19 protein-coding genes and 5 pseudogenes are annotated in these 22094 nt (G+C 35.8%); 15 read left to right on the top strand and 9 right to left on the bottom strand.

Going from position 1 to position 22094, the window contains the following annotated elements; all coding sequences use genetic code 11:
- Window positions 1-16: 16 nt before the first annotated feature.
- From carB to BOQ64_RS02965, 7 genes and pseudogenes are all read left to right on the top strand, one after another.
- Window positions 17-3198, top strand: a pseudogene (gene carB, locus BOQ64_RS02995) (carbamoyl-phosphate synthase large subunit).
- A gap of 146 nt (window positions 3199-3344) precedes the next feature.
- Complete coding sequence (locus BOQ64_RS02990; protein ID WP_129056159.1) at window positions 3345-4139, top strand: hypothetical protein; 795 nt, start codon at window positions 3345-3347, stop codon at window positions 4137-4139.
- A 67-nt stretch (window positions 4140-4206) separates the two neighbouring features.
- Window positions 4207-5055, top strand: a complete 849-nt coding sequence (locus BOQ64_RS02985; protein WP_129056160.1) for a hypothetical protein — start codon at window positions 4207-4209, stop codon at window positions 5053-5055.
- A 115-nt stretch (window positions 5056-5170) separates the two neighbouring features.
- Complete coding sequence (locus BOQ64_RS02980) at window positions 5171-5665, top strand: hypothetical protein (RefSeq protein ID WP_129056162.1); 495 nt, start codon at window positions 5171-5173, stop codon at window positions 5663-5665.
- 208 nt (window positions 5666-5873) lie between these two features.
- Window positions 5874-8045: a TonB-dependent siderophore receptor gene (locus tag BOQ64_RS02975; RefSeq protein ID WP_129056164.1), complete on the top strand. Its 2172-nt coding sequence runs from the start codon at window positions 5874-5876 to the stop codon at window positions 8043-8045.
- Window positions 8046-8395: 350 nt separating this feature from the next.
- Window positions 8396-9670 carry a PepSY-associated TM helix domain-containing protein gene (locus BOQ64_RS02970; RefSeq protein WP_129059630.1) on the top strand — a complete coding sequence of 425 codons (1275 nt, stop codon included), beginning with the start codon at window positions 8396-8398 and terminating at the stop codon, window positions 9668-9670.
- Window positions 9654-10709, top strand: a complete 1056-nt coding sequence (locus tag BOQ64_RS02965; protein WP_129056166.1) for an alpha/beta hydrolase — start codon at window positions 9654-9656, stop codon at window positions 10707-10709. Before BOQ64_RS02970 ends, BOQ64_RS02965 begins: the two co-directional genes overlap by 17 nt.
- Window positions 10710-10789: 80 nt before the next feature.
- Here the strand turns inward: BOQ64_RS02965 and BOQ64_RS02960 are convergent, their stop codons facing one another.
- Both BOQ64_RS02960 and BOQ64_RS02955 read right to left on the bottom strand, forming a co-directional pair.
- A complete protein-coding gene (locus BOQ64_RS02960; RefSeq protein ID WP_129056168.1) occupies window positions 10790-11200 on the bottom strand; it encodes a hypothetical protein in 411 nt (136 codons plus the stop codon).
- Window positions 11201-11374: 174 nt separating this feature from the next.
- A complete protein-coding gene (locus BOQ64_RS02955) occupies window positions 11375-12379 on the bottom strand; it encodes a hypothetical protein (RefSeq protein ID WP_129056170.1) in 1005 nt (334 codons plus the stop codon).
- A 134-nt stretch (window positions 12380-12513) separates the two neighbouring features.
- On the opposite strand from BOQ64_RS02955, the pseudogene BOQ64_RS02950 reads away from it, so the two are divergent.
- The 8 genes and pseudogenes from BOQ64_RS02950 to BOQ64_RS02915 all read left to right on the top strand — a co-directional run bounded on the left by BOQ64_RS02950 (window position 12514) and on the right by BOQ64_RS02915 (window position 17625).
- Window positions 12514-13031 (top strand): annotated as a pseudogene (locus BOQ64_RS02950) (Crp/Fnr family transcriptional regulator).
- 53 nt (window positions 13032-13084) lie between these two features.
- On the top strand, window positions 13085-13633 hold the full coding sequence (locus tag BOQ64_RS02945; RefSeq protein WP_129056174.1) for a DinB family protein: 549 nt from the start codon (window positions 13085-13087) through the stop codon (window positions 13631-13633).
- 62 nt (window positions 13634-13695) lie between these two features.
- Entirely contained in the window at window positions 13696-14187 is a 492-nt protein-coding gene (locus BOQ64_RS02940; RefSeq protein WP_129056176.1) for a methylated-DNA--[protein]-cysteine S-methyltransferase, read from the top strand.
- A 109-nt stretch (window positions 14188-14296) separates the two neighbouring features.
- On the top strand, window positions 14297-15061 hold the full coding sequence (locus BOQ64_RS02935) for an isocitrate lyase/phosphoenolpyruvate mutase family protein (RefSeq protein ID WP_129056177.1): 765 nt from the start codon (window positions 14297-14299) through the stop codon (window positions 15059-15061).
- A gap of 2 nt (window positions 15062-15063) precedes the next feature.
- Window positions 15064-16107, top strand: coding sequence for a bifunctional transcriptional activator/DNA repair enzyme AdaA (locus BOQ64_RS24655; RefSeq protein ID WP_129056179.1), 1044 nt, complete (start codon window positions 15064-15066; stop codon window positions 16105-16107).
- 29 nt (window positions 16108-16136) lie between these two features.
- Complete coding sequence (locus tag BOQ64_RS02925) at window positions 16137-16739, top strand: DUF2911 domain-containing protein (RefSeq protein ID WP_129056181.1); 603 nt, start codon at window positions 16137-16139, stop codon at window positions 16737-16739.
- Window positions 16740-16741: 2 nt separating this feature from the next.
- On the top strand, window positions 16742-17269 hold the full coding sequence (locus tag BOQ64_RS02920; RefSeq protein WP_129056183.1) for a GNAT family N-acetyltransferase: 528 nt from the start codon (window positions 16742-16744) through the stop codon (window positions 17267-17269).
- On the top strand, window positions 17266-17625 hold the full coding sequence (locus BOQ64_RS02915; RefSeq protein WP_129056185.1) for a cupin domain-containing protein: 360 nt from the start codon (window positions 17266-17268) through the stop codon (window positions 17623-17625). Before BOQ64_RS02920 ends, BOQ64_RS02915 begins: the two co-directional genes overlap by 4 nt.
- A gap of 162 nt (window positions 17626-17787) precedes the next feature.
- Here BOQ64_RS02915 and BOQ64_RS02910 read toward each other — a convergent pair whose 3' ends face one another.
- The 7 genes and pseudogenes from BOQ64_RS02910 to BOQ64_RS02880 all read right to left on the bottom strand — a co-directional run bounded on the left by BOQ64_RS02910 (window position 17788) and on the right by BOQ64_RS02880 (window position 22088).
- On the bottom strand, window positions 17788-18531 hold the full coding sequence (locus BOQ64_RS02910) for a dienelactone hydrolase family protein (protein WP_129056187.1): 744 nt from the start codon (window positions 18529-18531) through the stop codon (window positions 17788-17790).
- Between the two features lie 25 nt (window positions 18532-18556).
- A pseudogene (locus BOQ64_RS23630) lies at window positions 18557-18814 on the bottom strand (thrombospondin type 3 repeat-containing protein); the annotation flags it as partial.
- Between the two features lie 744 nt (window positions 18815-19558).
- Window positions 19559-19810 (bottom strand): annotated as a pseudogene (locus BOQ64_RS02900) (thrombospondin type 3 repeat-containing protein); the annotation flags it as partial.
- Window positions 19811-19969: 159 nt separating this feature from the next.
- The gene (locus tag BOQ64_RS02895) at window positions 19970-20521 is read right to left on the bottom strand and encodes a hypothetical protein (RefSeq protein ID WP_129059629.1); all 552 of its coding nucleotides are present in this window, start codon (window positions 20519-20521) and stop codon (window positions 19970-19972) included.
- 41 nt (window positions 20522-20562) lie between these two features.
- Window positions 20563-20817: pseudogene (locus tag BOQ64_RS23625) on the bottom strand (thrombospondin type 3 repeat-containing protein); the annotation flags it as partial.
- Window positions 20818-21011: 194 nt separating this feature from the next.
- The gene (locus BOQ64_RS02885; protein ID WP_129056192.1) at window positions 21012-21623 is read right to left on the bottom strand and encodes an HAD family hydrolase; all 612 of its coding nucleotides are present in this window, start codon (window positions 21621-21623) and stop codon (window positions 21012-21014) included.
- Between the two features lie 33 nt (window positions 21624-21656).
- Window positions 21657-22088, bottom strand: coding sequence for a type I restriction enzyme HsdR N-terminal domain-containing protein (locus tag BOQ64_RS02880; RefSeq protein ID WP_129056193.1), 432 nt, complete (start codon window positions 22086-22088; stop codon window positions 21657-21659).
- Window positions 22089-22094: the final 6 nt, after the last annotated feature.

Raw genomic sequence — 22094 nt, 5'->3', positions numbered from 1 at the left:
ATCTAAAAAAAGAAAAATGGCAAAACGTACAGATATAAAAACAATTTTAGTAATCGGTTCAGGACCTATCATCATCGGGCAGGCAGCTGAATTTGATTACGCAGGAACGCAGGCTTGTCTGTCTTTAAAAGAAGAAGGCTACAAAGTAATTTTGATTAACTCAAACCCTGCAACGATCATGACGGATGTGGAAATCGCTGATAAAGTATATATCGAGCCGATTTCATTACAGTTTGTAAGCCACATCATCAGAAAAGAGCGTCCGGATGCTTTACTGCCAACTCTTGGAGGACAAACTGGTCTTAACATGGCGGTAGAACTTGAAAAATCAGGAATTCTTGAAGAATGCAAAGTGGAAGTATTGGGAACTAAGCTTTCTGCCATCAACAGAGCAGAAGACAGAGACCTTTTCCGTGAATTGATGAGAGAATTAAATGAGCCGGTTCCTGAATCTGATATCGTAAACACAGTAGAAGGAGCATTAGCATTTGCTGATGAGATCGGATATCCTGTAATTGTTCGTCCTGCCTTTACCATGGGAGGAACAGGTGGAGGTATCGCTTCCACTGAAGCAGAATTAAAAGAAATTGCTGAACTGGGATTAAAACACAGCCCGGTTACACAATGTCTTATTGAGAAATCCATCGCAGGTTTCAAAGAAATTGAGTACGAAGTAATGCGTGATGCAAACAACAACGCGATTGTAGTTTGTAACATGGAAAATATTGACCCGGTAGGAGTTCATACAGGAGACTCTATCGTAGTGGCACCTTCTCAGACCCTTTCAGACAGAGAGTATCAGTTACTGAGAAATGCATCTCTAAAAATCATCAGAGCATTAGGAATTGAAGGAGGGTGTAACGTACAGTTAGCTTTAGATCCACATTCATTCGATTACTATATCATCGAAGTAAACCCTAGAGTATCCCGTTCATCAGCTTTAGCAAGTAAGGCAACAGGGTATCCGATTGCAAAGATCGCTGCAAAAATTGCAGTAGGATTAACACTGGATGAAATCATGAACCCGGTAACAGGAAAAACATACGCATGTTTTGAACCTGCTCTGGACTATGTGGTGACTAAATTCCCAAGATTCCCATTTGATAAGTTTGAAACTGCAGACAGAAGACTTTCTACTCAGATGAAAGCAACTGGAGAAGTAATGGCAATCGGAAGAAATCTTGAGGAATCTTTACAGAAAGCAATCCGTTCACTAGAAACAGGAATCAAACACTTAGGATTAAAAACTAAGCAAGCTCAGGCTCTTACTGCTGAAGAAATCGAAAGAAGAATCAGAGTATGTGATGATGAGAGATTATTCATCATCGGAGACGCTTTAAGAAGAGGATACGACTGGGAGCAAATTGTAGAATGGAGTAAAATTGATAAATTCTTCATCTGGAAGCTTAAAAAACTGGTTGACTTTGAAAAAGTAATCGCTGCCAACAAGTTTGATAAAGAAACATTAATTGAAGCTAAGAGATTAGGTTTTGCAGATATCAATATCGCAGTTCTTTGGGATGTAAAAGAACGTGAAGTATTTAACTTCAGAAAAGAAAACGGAGTAATGCCGGTTTACAAATGGTAGATACTTGTGCTGCTGAGTTTGAAAGTGAAACACCATATTTCTACGGAACTTACGAAGAAGAAAACGAAAGTGTAGTTTCTGATAAAGAAAAGATCATCGTTTTAGGTTCAGGACCTATCAGAATCGGACAGGGAGTTGAATTCGACTACGCAACCGTTCACTCAGTTTGGGCGATCAAAGAAATGGGTTACGAGGCGATCATCATCAACAACAATCCTGAAACAGTTTCTACAGACTTCTCTATCTCAGATAAATTATACTTCGAGCCGCTAACGGAAGAAGATGTAATGAACATCATCGAGCTTGAAAAACCTAAAGGAGTAGTAGTACAGTTCGGAGGACAGACGGCTATCAACCTTGCAGATAAATTAGCTTCTCACGGAGTACAGATCTTAGGAACTTCATTAGAAGATCTTGACAGAGCTGAAAACAGAGATAAATTCGAGAAAGCTTTACAGGAAATGGGAATTCCTCAGCCAAAAGGAAGAACTTCCACTTCAAAAGAAGAAGCGATCAAAATTGCTAACGAAATCGGTTACCCAGTATTGGTTCGTCCAAGTTACGTTCTTGGAGGTAGAGCAATGGAAATTGTATACGCAGAAGCAGAATTGGCTCACTACATGGAACACGCAGTAGACGCAAGCCCTGAACACCCTGTTTTGGTAGACAAGTACATGGTAGGAAAAGAAATTGAAGTAGATGCCATCTGCGACGGTGAAACAGTAGTGATTCCAGGAATTATGGAGCACATCGAAAGAGCAGGGGTTCACTCCGGAGACTCTATCGCAGTATATCCGCCACAGAATCTTTCTCAAAGTGAAGTCGATACTTTAGTAGATTATACTAAGAGATTAGCAAAAGGATTGAATGTTATCGGATTAATGAACATCCAATACGTACTTTTTGAAGGAAACGTATATGTAATCGAAGTAAATCCACGTTCATCAAGAACAGTTCCTTTCTTATCCAAAATCACAGAGGTGCCAATGGCTAACCTTGCAACAAAAGCGATCTTAGGACAGAAATTAGCAGATCTTGGGTACAAAAACGGACTGGTTCCGAATAAAGAAGGAGTATTCGTAAAAGTACCGGTATTCTCTTTCTCAAAACTAACAAAGGTTGACATCTCTTTAGGCCCTGAAATGAAGTCTACAGGAGAGGTTATGGGGAAAGATACTACTTTAGAGAAAGCCCTTTACAAAGGATTGGTAGCAGCAGGAAGAAAAGTTCCTATGCACGGTTCTATCTTATTCACAGTAGCAGATAAGCACAAAGAAGAAGCCGCTGATTTGGCAGCAAGATTCCATGAAGTAGGTTTCAGAATCTGGGCTACGGAAGGTACAGCGAAATTCTTTGAAGAAAAAGGAATTCCTTGCAAAATAGGATACAAAATCGGAGAAGAAAACGTAAACCTTATCGATCTTATCCAGAAAGGAAAAGTTCAATATGTGGTAAACACCACTACAAAAGGAAAACAAGCAGAAAGAGACGGATTCCAGATCAGAAGAATGAGTGTGGAAAACGGAGTTCCTTGTTTAACTTCAATGGATACTGTAGAAGCCATTCTAAAAGTAATCGAAAGCATGAGCTTCAAAATGGAGACGATGTAATTTCGAACCATAAATATTCAAAATCCCGCAGGTTTTCTTGCGGGATTTTTTATTGAATGATTACATTAATAGGAGAAAATAATTTGATAAAATTAATCTAAATTGCTACCCAGGCCGTATATTAGCATAAAAAGATATCCAGCACCATGAAATACCAATATTTAGCTTATACTCTGTTACTAGCAATTACTTCTTGTAATAAACCCGATCAAAAAGTTGAAGTTTCCAACTCTGCAACCCCAGAAAGATCAGTTACTTTTGCATCAGTAAAAAAACAGGATGTAAAAGAAATTTCCTGGAAAGGATTTTTGAATGGCAAAACGCCTGTATTTATTCATTATCAGATTGATGGAAATATCATTGTTGGTGAAATTACCTACCTGAATACTAAAGGCAAGGTGCCTATCACACTTTTAGGAACCATTGAAGAGGATAATAGCTACAGAATTTTAGAATTTGAAAAATCAGGAAATATAACGGGTGTCATTACCGGAAAACCAACGGATGGTGCTTTCAAAGGAAGTTGGTTCTCACCAAAGACCAGAAAGGAGCTTACACTTAATCTTGTAAAAAAAGATACTGCTCTCGTTTCAAAGAAAATAGAAACTAATGTAAATGATTTATTCGGACGTTATCATTACCAGTATAGTGAAGCAGGATATCAGGGAGATCTGGAAATTAAGAAATTGCCAAATTCAAAAGCTGTCTTTGGGATTACATCAGTTACTGGAGAGCCGGCAAGAAATCTTGCACAAATAGATGACGATACCATTGATCTTAAAACAACCAATTTCACCTATAAATTGACTGATACGGAAGAATGTGAATTTAAAGTGAAGTTCTACAAAGGATTTGCTGTAGTTCAGTATACCCAAGGTGTATGCAGTGGGCAATTCGGAATGAATGCCACGATTGAAGGAATATATATGAAGACCAAATGATCAATAAAATTTTGACAATTTATTGCCTGAATGATGAACAAAATGGTAACATTATGATTGATAAAAGATGGACAAAAAAGCAATAAAAATTTTACTCAATACCATAAAAATTTCCCAGGATGAAAGCTTAAGAGACTGGTTTTACTGGGAGGCTTATATGCAGTATATTACCCAAGAAGATTTTGAATATGCAAAGTCACATTCTGTAATGTATGATCAGGAAAATATCGGTCATGACGAAATTTGCAGAAGAATTAAGATCGCTGTAGACAAGATTGAAAAACAGGATGTCGTAAACGCTTTTTTGTACAGTCTAAGTACAAGACAACTGGAATACCGATCCTTTCTATCTAGCTATTGTATTGCAAAGTCATTACCAGAGCATAGTTTTACAGCCAGTCCGGAACCCAATGAGGGAATTTGTGCAGTCTGCGGAATTCATACCTATGAGTTTGAAGAGCCCATTGAATTTAATACCATCAATTATTTTAAATATAAAGACGGACCTTGCTTTGATAATTTAATTCAAATCTTATTTGATGTAGAACAGTTTCCGAAACTTCCGGCTGTTACCCCTAATGAAAATGATTACAGGATTCTCAACGAATTAAAGAAAATAATTGAAGCAGCAGAGCCTAATGATAGAATTTCTCAACTCAAAAAGAAAATTTCCAAAACAATCAAATCAAATGATGGAGAACGAGTAGGTTTATTGGAAATTTTGGGGGTAATAGGAATTTTGCATGATGATGAACACCTTGGCTATGCCAATCAATATGTTACTTATCTGGAAAGAAAGCATAGACCTATCCGGAATGATGATGTAGGTTATCCTGCACGATGGTGGCAGGGAAAATTTGGAATAGACCATGAAAAATGGAAGTACGGGTTTGGAAAGAATGAACAGAAAGAATAAACTGGTTAATTTTTTTTGCTGATTTATGTAAGAGGTTGTAAATTAGGGGATCATAAATAAATTATTCAGGAATTATGATAAAACTGATTTAATTTCACCAAACTATACAACAACCATGGCAGAATATTACGCAAAATCCAGTAATTCTTTATCTTTTGAAGTCTTTAATAATGATCAGCTGACCGGGAAAATTACCTATAAAAGTTGGTTTAATTTTAATGCTGTGATTGAGCTGGCGGACCATCAAAGCTTTCAGATTGAACCTAAAGGATTTTGGGGAACAACCATTGAACTGAAAGATAACGATACGGTTCTTTTAAAATTCAGAATGAACTGGAATGGTGAAATCATAGTACAGACTTATTTTGATGGAGTAAAAGAAAGCTTCGTCTGTAAGCACAGAGGCGTTTTCAAAGATTCATTTGTACTTACCGATAAAGAAGGAATTGAACTTCTGGTAATGAAGCCCCAGTTTAAATGGAATCTTCTGAATTATGAATATCAGGTCACTACTTCTGATGATTTTGAAAAGTATTCCCATAAAGACATCTTATTACTCACCTCATTACATTGTGCAAATTATTATATGTCTATGATGGTTGTTGTATAGAAGCCGAAATTAATTAAGAAAAAATCTAAAAAAATCAAGTCAATATATTGCTTGAATTTTATATAATATTGAGATAAAGGGTTTGTGAATTTTCACAAACCCTTTATTTATGGGCTTTTTTGGAAGTAAATTTCATGACTTCTATCATGTTTTTATTTAGAATCAATAAAAATAAAGTAATTTTGCGACACTAAGCTTAATTATAAAAATGAAAAAAACTATTATTTCTGCATCATTATTGGCAGTCACCATGTTAAGTGCACAGGAAAGTGATACTTTAAAAGTAGCTGAGATCCAATCAGTATCCCTCCAGGGAACTCACAATTACAGAACCAAAAAATCCGAATCAGTAGCGAGACTTCCGTTAGAAAACCTTGAAAATCCAACAGTTTACAATCTTGTTCCTAAAGAAATCATCAGCGAAATGAATGCTACAGACTTCAATACGGCAATGGCATCAGCCCCGGGAGTGGTAGTAAGCAACAGTGTGAACGATAGTGGTAATGATATTTTCCTTAGAGGTTTTAGCTCCAATGCCAGCTTCAGAAACGGACTGATTCAAAACCCAAGAGTACAGTCGGAGATTGCTAATATTGAAAGAGTAGAAGTAATCAAAGGGCCATCAGGTACATTATTTGGGGGAACCCTGGCCAATTATGGAGGGGTGGTGAATGTGGTAACCAAAAAACCACAGGAAAACTTTGGGGGAATCATCAATTATACCACCGGAAGCTGGGGAATGAACAGAATTACAGCCGATGTGAATACTCCTTTAAATAAAGAAAAAACAGCATTGGCAAGATTCAATGTAGCCGCATATTCTCAGGATTCTTTTCAGGATGCAGGATACAACAAAGGGGTATTCTTCTCAGGAAGTATTTTATATAAAGTAAGTGATAAAACCACAGTAACTTTAGACACAGAATTCCATGCACCGGAAAAAACATTGAACGCTTATGTAAGACAATCAGAGAAATTAACTTACCATTCTATGAAAGATCTTGCAGCCATTCATGGCAGATCATTTACAAGCAATGATGTTGGATCAAAGAGAACCAATTTTGTAACGATGGCTGAAGTTACCCATAAATTTAATGATCAATGGACTTCCAGAACTTCCTACCAGAGAGGAGAAGCCAACGAGAAAGAATCTATCTTTTTGGTATTAAATTACATGGATAATAATAGAGTAAGCCGAAGCATCCGCCCTTTTGATAATTACAAAATTACAACTGACAATATTCAACAAAACTTTATTGGCGACTTTAAAATTGGAGGTTTAAGAAACCGTCTGGTAGTAGGGTTAGATTATTTTCATCAGACCAGTAAAAACCAATATCCTGTATTTACAGTAGGTAAAAATACAAACTCAGCTTTTGCTCCTTATCCTTTAAATGGAGTAATTGGAGAAAATTATGGTACAGAAAAAGGAAATGATATTGTTCAATTGAATGATACTTCCGATTGGACTCCTATTTCCCGAGATGTAGTAAAAAAACTTCCAAGAACTGCAACAAAATATGAAATATCCCAATACAGTACTTATAGTGCATATGTTTCCAACGTATTAAATGTTACAGACAATCTACTTGTAATGGCAAGCTTAAGAATGGACCATTATAAAAATGATGACATTAAAAGAAATGGAGTAGCAGGAAATGATGGTTACAGCCAGACTCAATTCTCTCCAAAATTTGGTTTGGTATATGAAATTATGAAAGATGAAGTCTCGTTCTTTGCCAACTATGTTAATGGGTTTAAAAATATAGCTCCTTCTGCCAACCAGGACGGTGTTCTTACTAAGTGGGATCCTGAACAGGGAAATCAGTTTGAAGCCGGGTTTAAGCTAGATCTCTTTGGTAAAAAACTTTTATCAACGATTTCTTATTATAACATGAGGGTAAAAAACAGAGTGATTGCTGATCCGGGAGGAATGGGAAGCAGACAAGACGGTAATATTAAAAATCAAGGATTTGAAGTAGATCTTGTAATCAATCCAGTGAAAGGATGGAATATTGTTGGAGGATACGGGTTTAATGATAACCGTTATGATGATAGAACTAAAGATGCAGGAAAGAGAGTAGCCTGGGCACCTAAGCACGTTGCCAATTTATGGACAAGTTATAAGATTATGGACGGAACTTATGAAGGGCTGGGCTTCGGAGCAGGATTTAACTTTGTGGATAAAACCTATATTAACATTACCAACCATTTCCTTGCACCATCTTATACAACAGTAGGAGCTACCGTTTTCTACGACAAGAAAAAATACAGAATCGGTCTGAAAATGAATAATGCACTGAACGAAACCTATTGGAACTTCTACGGACAGCCACAAAAACCAAGAGAATTCCTGGCCAACTTCGCTTTTAAATTCTAATACCCTTTAAAAACAAAAACAGGTTGCCTCAAACTTAAATTAAAGTTTATAGGAAAAATGAAGACATAGAGTATAATTTAACACGCTGTTTTTGCCACGAATGCACGAATTATTTCATTAGTGCATTCGTGGCTCTATAAAATTTTAATCAATCGAATATTTTCTCCCGCAGATTTCACAGATTAGGCAGATGATTAGGGTATTTTCTGATTGATTAAAAATTAAAAGTTATTATCCTTTGCTGAAAATCTCAGATTTTCTTGCGCCTTAGAAACAGAATGTTATTTTATTCCTTTGCGCCTTTGCGTTTTCCAACAACTTAAATCAAAAAGCAACCCTCTGATTTAGATATGGAAAATAAAAAAACTAACCCCAAGAAAAAACAGGGAAAATCCCTTACCAAAAGAATCACAGGATGGCTCCATCTCTGGCTCGGGCTTGTTTCCGGGATTATTGTACTTACCGTTACGCTTTCCGGAACGGTCTTCGTTTTTTGTGATGAGATCGTTGATCTTTGTGCCGGAAGTGCAAAATATGTTCAGGCTCCGACCCAAGCTAAAAAAATGACCCCTGAAGAATTACTGGTTAAATTTCATGAACAGGTTCCGGACAGAAAAGCTTTCTATTTTGACACCTACAGGGAAGCAGACAGAACTTTTCGCGTAGCTTCTGCTACCAAACCTCCTAAAGATAAAAATGCAGAAAAAGCAGAAAAACCCAAAGGGAAAGGACGTGGTCCGAGAGGTGTTTTTGCCTATCATTACCTTGATCCTTACACCGGAAAAGTAATGGGATCTACAAAAAGCTATGAGTTTTTCTATGTAGTTGCTCACATTCATGCTCAGTTATTGGCCGGAAAATTCGGGAAAACAGTGGTGGGAATAGCTTCTATTATATTTTTTATTCAGCTGATTGGCGGCTTAATTCTTTGGTGGCCAAAAAAATGGAACAAAACAACAAGAACTACAGCATTTAAGATCAAATCAGGAACAAAATGGCGTAGAAAAAATTACGATTTCCATAATGTTTTCGGTTTTTATTCACTGTTGCCAGCTGTATTTATTACCATTACAGGATTAATCATGGCTTATAAGGTTTTGACTGATCTTACCCAGGTTACTTTCGGTGGGGCTCCGGATGCCCATAAGATTGCAGAAAAGTATGAACCCAAATATGATCCTGAAAAACAGGCATTGTCTTTTACAGATTTTATAGACCGTGGTTTTAAAGAGATTCCACAGGCGCAACAAGTCAGAATGAGCATTCCACGTAAAGATTCTGCAACAGTTTACAATGTGGTAGCTGCTAAATTTATAGGTCTGAAAAGTATTATTGATGGGAAAAGTAAAGAAGTCAATAAATATACAGGAGACGATATTAATTATCCTGAAGAAGTTCTCATGCATGAAGTAATTGAACACATGAATTTTGACTTGCATGTTGGGTACTGGGGCGGAATGTTCGGAAAGATCTTCACTTTCGTTATCGGAATTATCTGTACCAGTCTTCCTATTACCGGATTTCTGATTTGGTGGGGAAGAAGAAACAAGTCTGGTAAAAAGGGAAAAGAAGTTAAAAATATTCATCAACATAGAAAAGAATCACATCATGAACAATTGGTTTAAAATTGTATCCCTATTTGTATTTTCATTTTTTACATTTGGGAAAGGCCAGGAGAAAATTACCATAGGAGAGAAGCAGACTGTATTCTCAAAGGTTTTAAATGAAAACAGAGAAATCTGGGTTCATCTGCCTAAAACGTATAACGATACAGGCATCAATCCGGCAAAATATCCGGTTATTTATCTTTTAGATGGCGAAATCAACTTTGAATATTATACAGGGTTAACGGATTTTATTGCCAGAACTCCCTATGCTGATATTCCGGAATGTATTGTGGTTGGGATTAAAAATACAGAACGTACAAGAGATCTTACCCCAACAAAATCCCAAAAGAAAAGCCCAGTAAATCCTGCTGTAACTCTTTTTGCTGACAGTGGCGGAAGCGAAAATTTTGTGAAATTTATGCAGGAAGAACTGAAACCATTCATCAGCAAAACTTACAGAACACAGGAATATTCCGTTTTGGTAGGGCATTCATTCGGAGGTTTATTTGCCATCAATGTTTTGCTTACTCATCCTGAGTATTTCAATGCTTATGTCGCTAATGATCCAAGTTTATGGTGGGATAATGAGGTAACTATTTCAAGGGTACAAACCTATTTGGAAAAGAACAAAAAGTTCCCCGTTGGTAAATCTTTATATGTTTCCCAAGCAGATAATGAAGAACAGCAGAAAAACTGGAATTCAGATATGACACAGGCTATTGAAAAGTTTAAAGGAATTGTAGAGAAAAATGGATCTTTGAATTATAAACATACCTTTTTTCCAGGTGAAACCCATGGAACAGTTTCTTATCCCGGAAATTATGAAGCGCTGAAATTCATATTCAAAGGTTTCAGAACAGATATTAAACAGCTAGCTAAAAATCCTGGTTTACTGGAAACAGAATATAAAAAGTTCTCCACTAAGATGGGGGCAGAATTTATTCCTTCAGAATCTTATCTCAATGTAGTTCTTAAATTTATGAAAAGCAATGACTTCAAAGAATCTGAAACGTATTTTATGAACATGAAAAACAAACTTTATCCTAAGGTTAAATAATTGAAATAGGCTATAAATAGGATGTAATTCGGGGTAGATTGATACTGATTCAGTCTGCCCCGTTTTTTTAATGTATGAAACTAACTTTCGGACTTCATAAAATAAAGGCAGACGAAATTAAAAAATGCTAAAGAAACCCAGAAAGGAGAGGTGAGAACAGTTGCAAAAATAAACATAGGAATCACTCCTTTTAATCCGGCAGTTATTATGGTATCAGTTGGTAAACGGTTACCTATTGAAGTGAAAATACAAGCAATTAGTAAAGAGGAGAGGCTTAATCCTGCTGAAATGCCAGTCAGTTTCCATTGATCATATTGCTTAGGGGCCAGGTTCAGTTTATAAAATACCATTCCATAAATAATAAATACAAACAAGGAAATAAGGACATTATAGAGGAAAGGTAAATTGGGAAATATAATAATCAGTACAATATTTCCAATCAGTAAGTTGATGAAAACGCAGAGCGTAAACAGCAGTATATTTTGTTTCATAATTGTGTTTTATTTATGTCAAAATTACACTATTTTTTGATTTTGAAAACGGTCTGTACAAAAAAAGCAAACCTGTATATTCACAGATTTGCTTTTGAGTTTATTTGCTTGAAAAATCTTTTGAAGGTGATGCTGATTTTGCAGTTTCTACAGAGGGATTTTCAGTTCAGGAATCTAATGTCTGTTATCACAATTAATACTGAGTTCAGTTTTTTCTTTATCTAAAAATGTAATAGACCTACACCCGAAAGAAGGAGTGATGAAATTAAAAACCACCGGCGCTTTTCCTTTGAAAAGTCTTCCTGTCCACTGAGCATAATAATTAGTTTCTTCATTAGGCATTTTTTCAAGCGGATTAAATTCTGCACCATCTTCAATAGTAAATGTTTTCTCAAATACTTTTTCATTGTGGTCATCAATAACAACCATTTTACGTTCCTGAGGTCCATACTCTTCAAGGAGATCCTGTATATAATAGGTCAGGTTTTCATATTTGTATTGATAAGTACCACCATATTTAAGGGTTGAACCCGGAAAATATTTTTTCTGAATATCAGGACCTGCTTTTTCCCATTTAATCATCTTCATCTGATTTTCTACAAACGGATTTTTGCTTCCGAAATAGGCAATCACATTCATATATTTATCAAAAATATCGTTTCCTTTTTGAGTATCAATCTGGAATCCCACCATATAGGATTCCGGATCCACGTCATCACCTTCAACGATATAAGGAGATAGATAAGCTACTGCTTTTAATTTACTGACAGGTATTTTTTGCAGTTTATTAGTTTCATAATTATAGAGGTATAATGAGTCATTTTCAGTAATGTGAATCCCATCCAGCATTTTCTTTCTGTAAGGAGCATCCAGCTCAACATAAGTCATCTTTTCAAAAGAAACTTCCTTCTGTTTTTTTAGAAAATCTGCTGGAATAGCATTTTTATCATTGTAAATGTCAGATACAGAAATAAAAGTATCCATAAGATCTTTTCGCTGCATGGTGGAAACATTGAAAATATTAAAATTCTTAAAATCTATTTCCTCTTCCTTTGTAGCCGTCTTTACAGAATCTTTTACAATAGCTGTTTGATCCTGAACAGGTTTTTTGTCGTCTTTTTTACAACTGACAATCATCAGTTGTGAACATAAAAGCACTAAGGCTGTATTAATCTTCATTATTAAGAATATTTGAATTTAATTGATCATAATGCTCAAAGCAATATTTGTGCATTTTTTGAGTATTATTCATGAATGGTGTTTAAACCTTTAAAATTACCCATTATCTTTGGAACACCAAATAATAAAGTGGAATGGTTGAAAAATTACTTCAAAGCGGAATTCATTGGGAACAGCAGGAATTTAAAAGGAATGAATTTCTGAAAACCTCAGGAAGTACAGATACTCAGATTTATTTTATCGAAAAGGGAAGTGTCCGGATCTTTATGATGGACGAAAATGAAGAAAGAATTATCCGCTTCGGATATACCGGAAATATTATTGTTTCTCTGGACTCTTTTCTTTCCGGGAACCCTTCGGAACTTTATATTCAGGCTATCAAAAAACAATAGTAAAAGTAGCATCAAAAAAGGATTTCTATGAGTTTATTCAGTCCAGTGAAGAGCACATGAAATTTTGGATGAATATTTTAGAAGATCTTGTACTGCAGCAGCTGGAAAGAGAAAAAGATTTGCTGATTAATGCTCCGGGTGAGCGTTTTGAAAGAGTGTTAAAGCGAAGTCCGAAATTATTTCAGGAAGTTCCCAATAAATATATTGCCAATTATCTCAGAATGTCTCCGGAAACCTTGTCAAGGCTTAAAAAATCTTGAGTTCAATCAATATTTAAGAACAAATCAATCCGGAAATTTGTAAAAAAACAATAATGAAAATTTCAACCATAGCATTATTAGACGAATTAAAAAGCAGAACCGGGCAACATCTTCAATATGCTGAAAATCTTTTATTAAAGACGGAAGAAGAACTGAATTTCAGAATGTCTACTGATAGCTGGAGTGCACTGGAATGCCTTGAGCATCTTAACCGTTATGGAGATTTTTATATCCCTGAAATCTCACGCAGGATTTCTTCCTCTACAACAATTCCAGCATCTCATTTTAAACCCGGACTTCTAGGGAACTATTTTGCTAAAAGCATGCTTCCCAAAGAAAAACTGAATAAGATGAAAACCCTGAAAGCTATGAACCCAATTCATAGTCAGTTGAATAAAGAAGTTGTGACTGAATTTATAAAACAGCAGCGTCAATTACTGGATTTATTGGAAAAAGCAAAGCATATTAATCTGGAAAAAACAAAAACCGCTATCAGTCTTTCAAAATTAATAACCCTGAAATTGGGAGATACCTTCCGTTTTGTCATCTACCATAATGCAAGACATATAGCCCAGATGGAACGCGTTTTAAAGAATGTATAAAAGTGAGTGCATGAATTCCGGAAAAGTAGTAATTTTAAACTAATGGAAATCATACACCAAAAATGATACAGACTCCACTGGGAGAAATGATAGCCTGTGCAACAGACCAAGGCATCTGTCTGCTGGAATTTACAGATCGAAAGAATATTGAGAAACAGCTCAAAGCTTTATCAAAACAACTGAAAGCTGAAATTGCAGAGAAAGAACACACCCATTTTCAGCAATTGGAAAAAGAGTTGACAGAGTATTTCGAGGGCAACAGATCTAAGTTTGATGTCCCTTTATTCACTACCGGTACAGAGTTTCAGGAAAAAGTTTGGCAGTTGCTTCGTGAAATTCCAATGGGAGAAATCAGGACCTATAAACAGCAGTCAGAGCTTTTGGGAAATCCAAAGGCTATTCGTGCCGTAGGAACGGCCAATGGAATTAATAAGATTGCAATTTTGATTCCCTGTCATCGCGTGATTGGTTCCAACGGGGAGCTGGTAGGCTATGCAGGTGGAATCTGGAGAAAACAAAAACTGTTGGAGCTGGAAAAAGCGATCTTATTTTAAAATTTCTATTATCAGTCATCATTTATTAATTATCATTCATAAAAAATGCTTGTTCATTTTTCGGTTGCAGCTACCTGGTCAATATTCCTACTTTTGAATAAAAAAAGTAATGATCAGTTTCAAAAAATTACATCAGGAAGAAGAACCTTTGTTATTAGGAAATGTATGGAATGTACAGAGTGCAAAAGTATATGAAAAATTAGGATATAAAGCCCTGGCTACTTCAAGTTCAGCAATAGCAATGAGCTTAGGATATGAAGATGGAGAGCAGATGAGCTTTGAAGAGTATTTTTACATCATCAAAAGAATAAAGGCATCCGTTTCAATCCCTTTATCAGTAGATTTGGAAGGCGGATATGGCAATACTCCTGAAATAGTTGTTTCCAATATTATAAAACTGTTGGAGATAGGTGTTGCAGGAATAAATATAGAAGATACCTATGTTATTGAGGGAGAAAGACAACTGCTAGACAGAGAGTTTTTTTTTGAAAAATTAAGTGATATTCTGACGATGCTGAAAGAAAAAAGAAGTGAGATCTTTATCAATATAAGAACGGATCCTTTTTTATTAGGAATGGAAAATGCACTGGAAGAAACACTAGAAAGAATAAAGCTGTTTGAAAAGCTGGACGTTGATGGAATATTCGTTCCCGGAATGATTGATGTTGAAGATATTAAAACAGTGGTAAAGGCAACATCTCTTCCTGTTAATGTGATGTGTTTGCCGGATCTTCCGGATTTTGAAACTTTACAGTCATCAGGAGTAAAAAGAATTACTTCAGGAGCCTTTTTAAACAGGCATATTTACAGCGAACTCGAAAGAATAAGCGATACGATTACCAATAACAAAAGCTTTACAGCACTTTTCATCTGATTATGGAACTCACGGAAAAAATTATGTATGATGCTTCCTTCCGCAAAGACTCTTCATTTGAAGGAATCTTCTGGATGGGAGTTCAAACAACCGGAATCTTCTGCCGGCCAACCTGTACAGCCCGTAAACCCAAATTTGAAAACGTAGAATTTTTTTCCAATACAAAAGATGCTATGTTGAAAGGCTACCGTCCCTGCAAAGTCTGTAAACCTCTGGAAACACAGAATGTAACCCCTTTGTTTATTAAAGAATTACTGCAGGAAATTTCAGATGATCCCACTTTAAAACTTAAAGATTATGATCTGGTAAAAAGAGGGCTGGAACCGGCAACAGTAAGAAGATGGTTTCTGAAACATCATGGAGTTACATTCCACGCTTTTCAGAGAATGTCTAAACTGAATACAGCATTTAAAAAGCTTCAAATGGGAGAATCCGTTACAGAAGTTGCCTTTGATTCAGGATATGAAAGTTTGAGCGGCTTTAATGAAAGCTTTAAAAATATTTTCGGAGTATCACCAGGCAAAAATAAGACAGAGAAGATTATTGATCTTAAAAGAATTGAAACGATGCTGGGAACTATGGTTGCCTGTGCTGATGAACATGGAATCTGTCTTCTGGAATTTTCTGACAGAAAAGCCCTTCCTACAGAGTTGAAGCATATTTCAAAATCCTTTAATGCTAATATTGTACAGGGAGAAAATCCTCATTTTATAACATTGGAAAAACAGCTTTCAGAATATTTTGAAGGGAAAAGAACTGAGTTTACGGTTCCCTTGTCTCCGGTAGGAACTACCTTTCAGAAAGAAGTTTGGGAGATTTTGCAACAAATCCCTTATGGAGGAACCAGAAGTTATCAGGAGCAGGCAGATATTCTGGGAAATCCTAAATCTGTTCGGGCTGTAGCCAATGCAAACGGTCTGAATAAAATATCCATTTTGATTCCCTGTCATAGAGTTATCGGAAGTAATGGGCAGTTAACAGGTTATGGTGGCGGGATCTGGAGAAAACAAAAATTATTGGAGCTGGAGAAAGCTATTTTATTTTGATTTTCGTAAATTTAAACAAAAATTTACACGTGAAAAAGTTATTAGCAGCAGTTTGTATTTCAGTTTCAGCGTTCACCTTTGCACAGGATTATTCTGTGCCGGCAGCAAGTCCGCGCCAGAAAGTTGAACAGCAATTTTCTATGTCTAAAATCTCTGTCGACTACGGAAGACCGGGTGTAAAAGGACGTAAGATTTTTGGAGAACTGGTTCCTTACGGTCAGGTTTGGAGGGCAGGAGCGAACTCATCTACGAAAATTACATTTGGACAAACCGTTAATTTTGGTGGGAAAAATGTTCCGGCAGGAACTTATGGATTATTTATTGTTCCTACTGAAAAAGAATGGAAAGTAATCCTAAACAAAGACTTCCAACAATGGGGTGCTTACACTTACGATCCTAAACAGGATGTAGTAGATGTTACTGTACCAGTAAATAAACTTGCAGATAAGCAGGAATGGTTTGAAATTACGCTGAACCCAACTGATGAAAACTCAGGGAACCTTGTGATAAAATGGGATATGAATCAAGCTGAAATTCCATTGAAACCAGCGAAATTAGATACAGTAATCAAGATTTCTGACAAGTTGAAAGAAATCCAGAGAATAGAATCAGACTCTAACAAAAAAGGCTAAGCATGAATTTTTCTGTTCAACCTGTTTTAGAGAGTGAAGAATTTCAATTAATCCCCTTACAGCAAGGGGATTTTGAATCTTTATACGAAGTGGCGTCTGATCCTAAAGTATGGGAGCAACACCCTAACAAAGACCGTTATCAAAGAGAAGTTTTTGAAAATTTCTTTAGAGGAGCAATAGAAAGCAATGGGGCTTTTAAAATTGTTGAAAAGGCAACCGGAGATGTCCTCGGAAGCAGCCGTTACTATAACTTTGATGAAGATGATAACCATATTTTCATCGGTTATACTTTTTATGGAACAAAGTCCTGGGGAAAAGGAATTAATCCGAAGGTAAAAAAACTGATGCTGGATTATATTTTCCAACATGTAGATAAAGTTCATTTCCATATCGGAAAAGAGAATTTCCGTTCACAGAAAGCATTGGAAAAACTTGGCGGTATTAAAATTGCGGAAGAAGAAGTAGCCTATTTTGCAGAGCCTACAAGAACCAACTTCGTATACGAAATCAAAAAAGAAGACTGGGCATGAAAAAGTATAAAATACAGCAGTCTCCTTTTGTAGTTCCAACCACAGATGGAAAACTGATTGAAGAACATTGGGGAAATTCTACAGGAAATTCTAATGTTTCTATAGCGCATATGGTAGCTCCGCCAGATTGGAGTGAACCTCACCAGACTCCTGAATTTGACGAATTTACTTATATCATTTCAGGGAAGAAACAGTTTGAAATTGATGGAGAAATTGTAGTGTTAGAAAAAGGAAGCAGCATCCTTATTGAAAAAGGAGCAAGAATCCGTTACAGTAATCCATTTTCAGAACCTTGTGAATACCTTGCTATCTGTCTGCCTGCATTTTCTATGGAACTGGTGAACAGGGAAGAGTAAGGAGTTAATTAAAAACTGATATTTACACTTTACAGAAATAAAAAAGCTGTCTCAATGCTGAGATAGCTTTTTTGTTTTTAAGACTTCAATAAGTAGGAATTGATGCTGAAACCGCTTTCCTGATAAAATACACTGTTACGTTAATATATTGTTATTTTGAATTTATTTCAGGACTTCCTTAAGAAACATCAATGTGTGATTCCAGGCTCTTTTAGCCATAGTTTCATTGTAGTCCGGTGATTTAGGATCTGTGAAAGTATGTTTGGAGTGAGCATAAGTAATAATCTGCCAGTCTGCATTGCCATCATTCATCTCTTTGATGAGGTTGTTGTAATCTTCAGGCGTTACACTCTTATCGTCCGCTGGGTTTTCAACCAGAATTTTAGCATTTAATTTTTCATTTTTTCTGCTTTGATCTCTTCCCAGACTTCCATGAATGGAGACAACTCCTGCAACGATTAAGTTTCCTCTCGCAGATTCCAGTGCGCCAGTTCCACCAAAACAATATCCGATAACAGCTGTTTTTTCAGAAATTGCTCCGTTTTTTTTCAACTGCTCTAATGCCAGGGAAATTCTTTTTTGATATTCCGAATAATTCTTTTTATAATATCCTGAGCTTTTCGCTGCTTCCTCATTGTTAGCAGGAATTTTTCCTTCCCCGTAAATATCTGCAATGAAAGCAATATAGCCTTGCTTTTCGAGTTCAAGAGCTGCTGTTTTGGCTTCTTCATCAATGCCTTTCCAGGCAGGAAGAATGAGCACTCCCGGAAGTTTTTTTCCTGCATTGGAAGTTACTAATCCGTTTAGCTTTTGTGAACCGTCTTGATAAGAAACCGTTTTAAGGCTTTGGCCAAAAAGGATTCCTGAGGCCATAATACATGTGGTTAATAAGATTGAACGTGTCATATTTTATAAGGTGTTATAGATTACATCTTGGACAGCCATTCAGATTGGGTATTCCGGGAACAGTAGGACAGTTATCATCTTTGTCTAAAATGCCATCACCATCTGTATCCGGCCATAGGCATCCGTTGTTTTCGGGAGGACCGGCTATTTGTGGGCATGCATCATCTTTATCCAATACACCGTCTTTATCCGTATCTGGCCATGGACAGCCATGGTTTTCAATAGGTCCTATTTCATTAGGACATTTATCAAGATAAAATAAAAGGCTGTCATTATCTTCATCCGAAAGACATATCTTTTTATTGAACTCTTTACGACACTTTTTGAATACCTGCTTATCTTCAGCATTCTGAGCTTGAAAATAAGTTGCAGCAAATACCAGAAGAAAGACAACTGTTCTCATACCAATGTAAATAATGATCTAAATTAATGAAAAATAATTTGTTCTCATGTTTTACTCTTTGGCTAAATTCCAACTGTTATTTTTATATTCATATGTTGTAAAGTCTTGGTTGCTGCTTACTTTAATTTTATAAGGAGTAATGAAGTCTACTACGATCCTAATAGTGTTGTCAAAAGTTGTAGGCTGCGTTCCTGCTATTTTTATCTTTAGGGATTTTTTATCATAGTATTTCATCATATAATGGAATGCTTTGTTTCCTACAATTTGATGATAAGTTTCAAGATATTCAGGACTTATTGGTGTTGAAAGATAAATGTCCTTACCGTACTTTTTCCGGGCATATTCAAGAACATTTTGATTCCAGAATTTGGCGATCAGAAAGTTGTATCCTGGAGAAAGCCCATCATCAGGAGTATTATCATCAATATAAGATCTATGGTCTATATATTGAATGTGGAAAAAAGCTTTTCTACCTGCAAACTCTTTTTTAGGTGTTTTTTGTACAATATTATCCAACACCTTTTTATTAATCAGGTTATAGATTTTCTCAATATTTTGAATATCCGTATTGAATCTTTCCATATGAATTTCAGGGTCAAAACCAAATGAACAGGAAATTACACGACATCCGTTGGAATGGGCGGGGCCTGGGACAGTGGGGCAGTTATCATCTTTATCTAAAATTCCATCACCATCTGTATCTTCCCATGGGCAACCTTTATTTTCAATCGGACCGGCAACAGTAGGGCAGAGATCTTCTTTATCTATTACACCATCTTTATCAGTATCAGGCCATGGACAGCCATCATTTTCAACCGGACCTCCTTCTTTAGGGCATTTATCAAGATAAAAAGGAATGTTATCCTGGTCTTCATCTGCAAGACATATCTTTTTATTGAATTCCTTTCGGCACTTTTTTAATAATTCTTTATCTTCAGTATTCTGAGCATAGATATAAGTTCCCATAAATACCAGCAAAAAAACGATTTTCTTCATACGAGTTATAAATTATTCTGTATAAAATAAGCTGTCTGATTATTTTTTATTGGATTCCCATTGGCCATTTTTATACTCATAGATAATGGTAATTCCTTTTTTAGGATCTTCAACTTTAATTTGGTAGGGGGTTATAAAAGTGATAACATTAGGTATTGAATGACTAGCACTAATTACGCTTTTATGGTTACCTGGTATTTTTATTTTCATTGTCTCCTGATCATAATATTTTGTGATATAATCAAATGTTTCGTTACTCATACCAATGTCATGGTACAATTTTAAATCTTCAGGCGGGATTTTGGTTGAAAGATAGATATCCTTATTATATTTTTTACGGGCGTATTCAAGAACATTTTTATTCCAGAATTTTGAGATTAAAAAATTATATTCCGGATCACTTCCGTTATAACAGGGATTTTGATCAAAATAGGCGACATTATTGATATACTTGATATAAATAAGAGTTTCTTTTTTGGCCAAAGCTTTGGAATATCCCTTTTTAATAATAGCATCTATAGCTACTTTGTTGATTTTATCATAAATAGATTCAATATCAGCATGATCTGTTTTGAATTTCTTGAATCTCATTTCAGCCTGCTCCAAAGACTCTTTACAATTGTTTTTTTAGGAGGACATCCGTTATTGTCCTGAACACCTCTTACTGTAGGGCAGGCATCGTCTTTATCCAAAATACCATCCCCATCAGTGTCCAGCCAAGGGCATCCCTGATTTTCCTGAGGGCCAGCTATGTAAGGACACTTGTCATCTTTATCTGGGACTTGATCTTTGTCAGTATCAGGCCACAGGCATCCGTTATTTTCAATAGGACCTCCTTCTTTAGGGCATTTATCCAGATAAAATAAAATACCATCCTGATCTTCATCAGAAAGACAAATCTTTTTGTTGAATTCTTTACGACACTTTTTGAAAACTTCTTTGTCTTCAATATTCTGTGCGTAAAAATAAGGAGCAATACAGATCAGTAAGGGTAAAATTTTTCTCATATTCATAAAAAATCCTCAACCAAATTAATGAAAATAACTTAACTGAGGATTTTTAATGTTTATGATGTGGAAAATCAGAGTTCAACACCCAGATGAGCCAGTTCCTGTTTAAGATCCGTATCCGGTTGAACATGGATGGTATTGAATCCCAGCGATTCTGCCATTTCAATATTCTTCTGGTTGTCATCTATGAAAACCGATTCTTCTGCATGGATGTTATATCTTTCCAATAAAACATGCCAGATTTTAGGATCAGGTTTAATGAGCTTTTCTGTTCCGGAAACCACAATTTTCCCGTCAAAAATCTGGAAGAAATCATAATTTTCCAAAGCATAAGGGAAAGTTTCTGCAGACCAGTTCGTTAATCCAAATAACTGATAATCCGTGTTTTTTAGTTTTCTTAAAATGTCAACATTCTGAGGAATATCACTTTTCAGCATCACGGTCCAGTTGTCATAGAATGCCCTGATCTCTTTTTCCCATTCCGGAAATTTTTTCACTTGGATTTCTGTTCCTTCAGAAAGGCTTCTTCCTCTGTCCTGTTCAATATTCCACTCATCCTGAGCTATATTTTTTAGGAAATATTCCATTTTTTCATCATCCTTGAAATAATCTTTAAAATAATACCTCGGATCCCAATCCATTAAAACCCCTCCGAAATCGAATATTATATTTTTAATTTTCATATTGATATTTGTTGTTTAATCTTTGTTCAAACTTTAGTCTGGTTTATAAAACACATACTGTTCATTTTCATAATAGGCATTAATATGCTGAAGCCCATTTGTTAATACAATTTCCCTAGCTCCGATTATGGAGTTATATCTGGCCGTCTGCTCAAATGTTTTTTCCGTAAGTTTAATTTGTGGAGCCTTACATTCAATCAGAATTACGGGTTCTGTTTTTTCGGTCACTAAAAGGTCAATTCTTTTGGTAAGACCATTGAGAATAATCTTTTTTTCAGTAATTAGAGCCGATGTAGAATAGGATTTCACAGTGAGATAATAGTGAATCCAGTGTTGTCTTACCCATTCCTCAGGAGTGAGCAGAAGATAAGTTTTGCGAACCAAATCATAAATAAAAAACTTATCTTTGTCTTTCTTGAATTTAAAATCAAAAGTTTCCTGAAAATTCAGTTTTGGAAGTTCCATTAATAA

The organism is Chryseobacterium sp. CH25, assembly GCF_004119455.1.
GTDB lineage: Bacteria > Bacteroidota > Bacteroidia > Flavobacteriales > Weeksellaceae > Chryseobacterium.
This window is presented reverse-complemented; position numbering and strand designations above follow the sequence as displayed.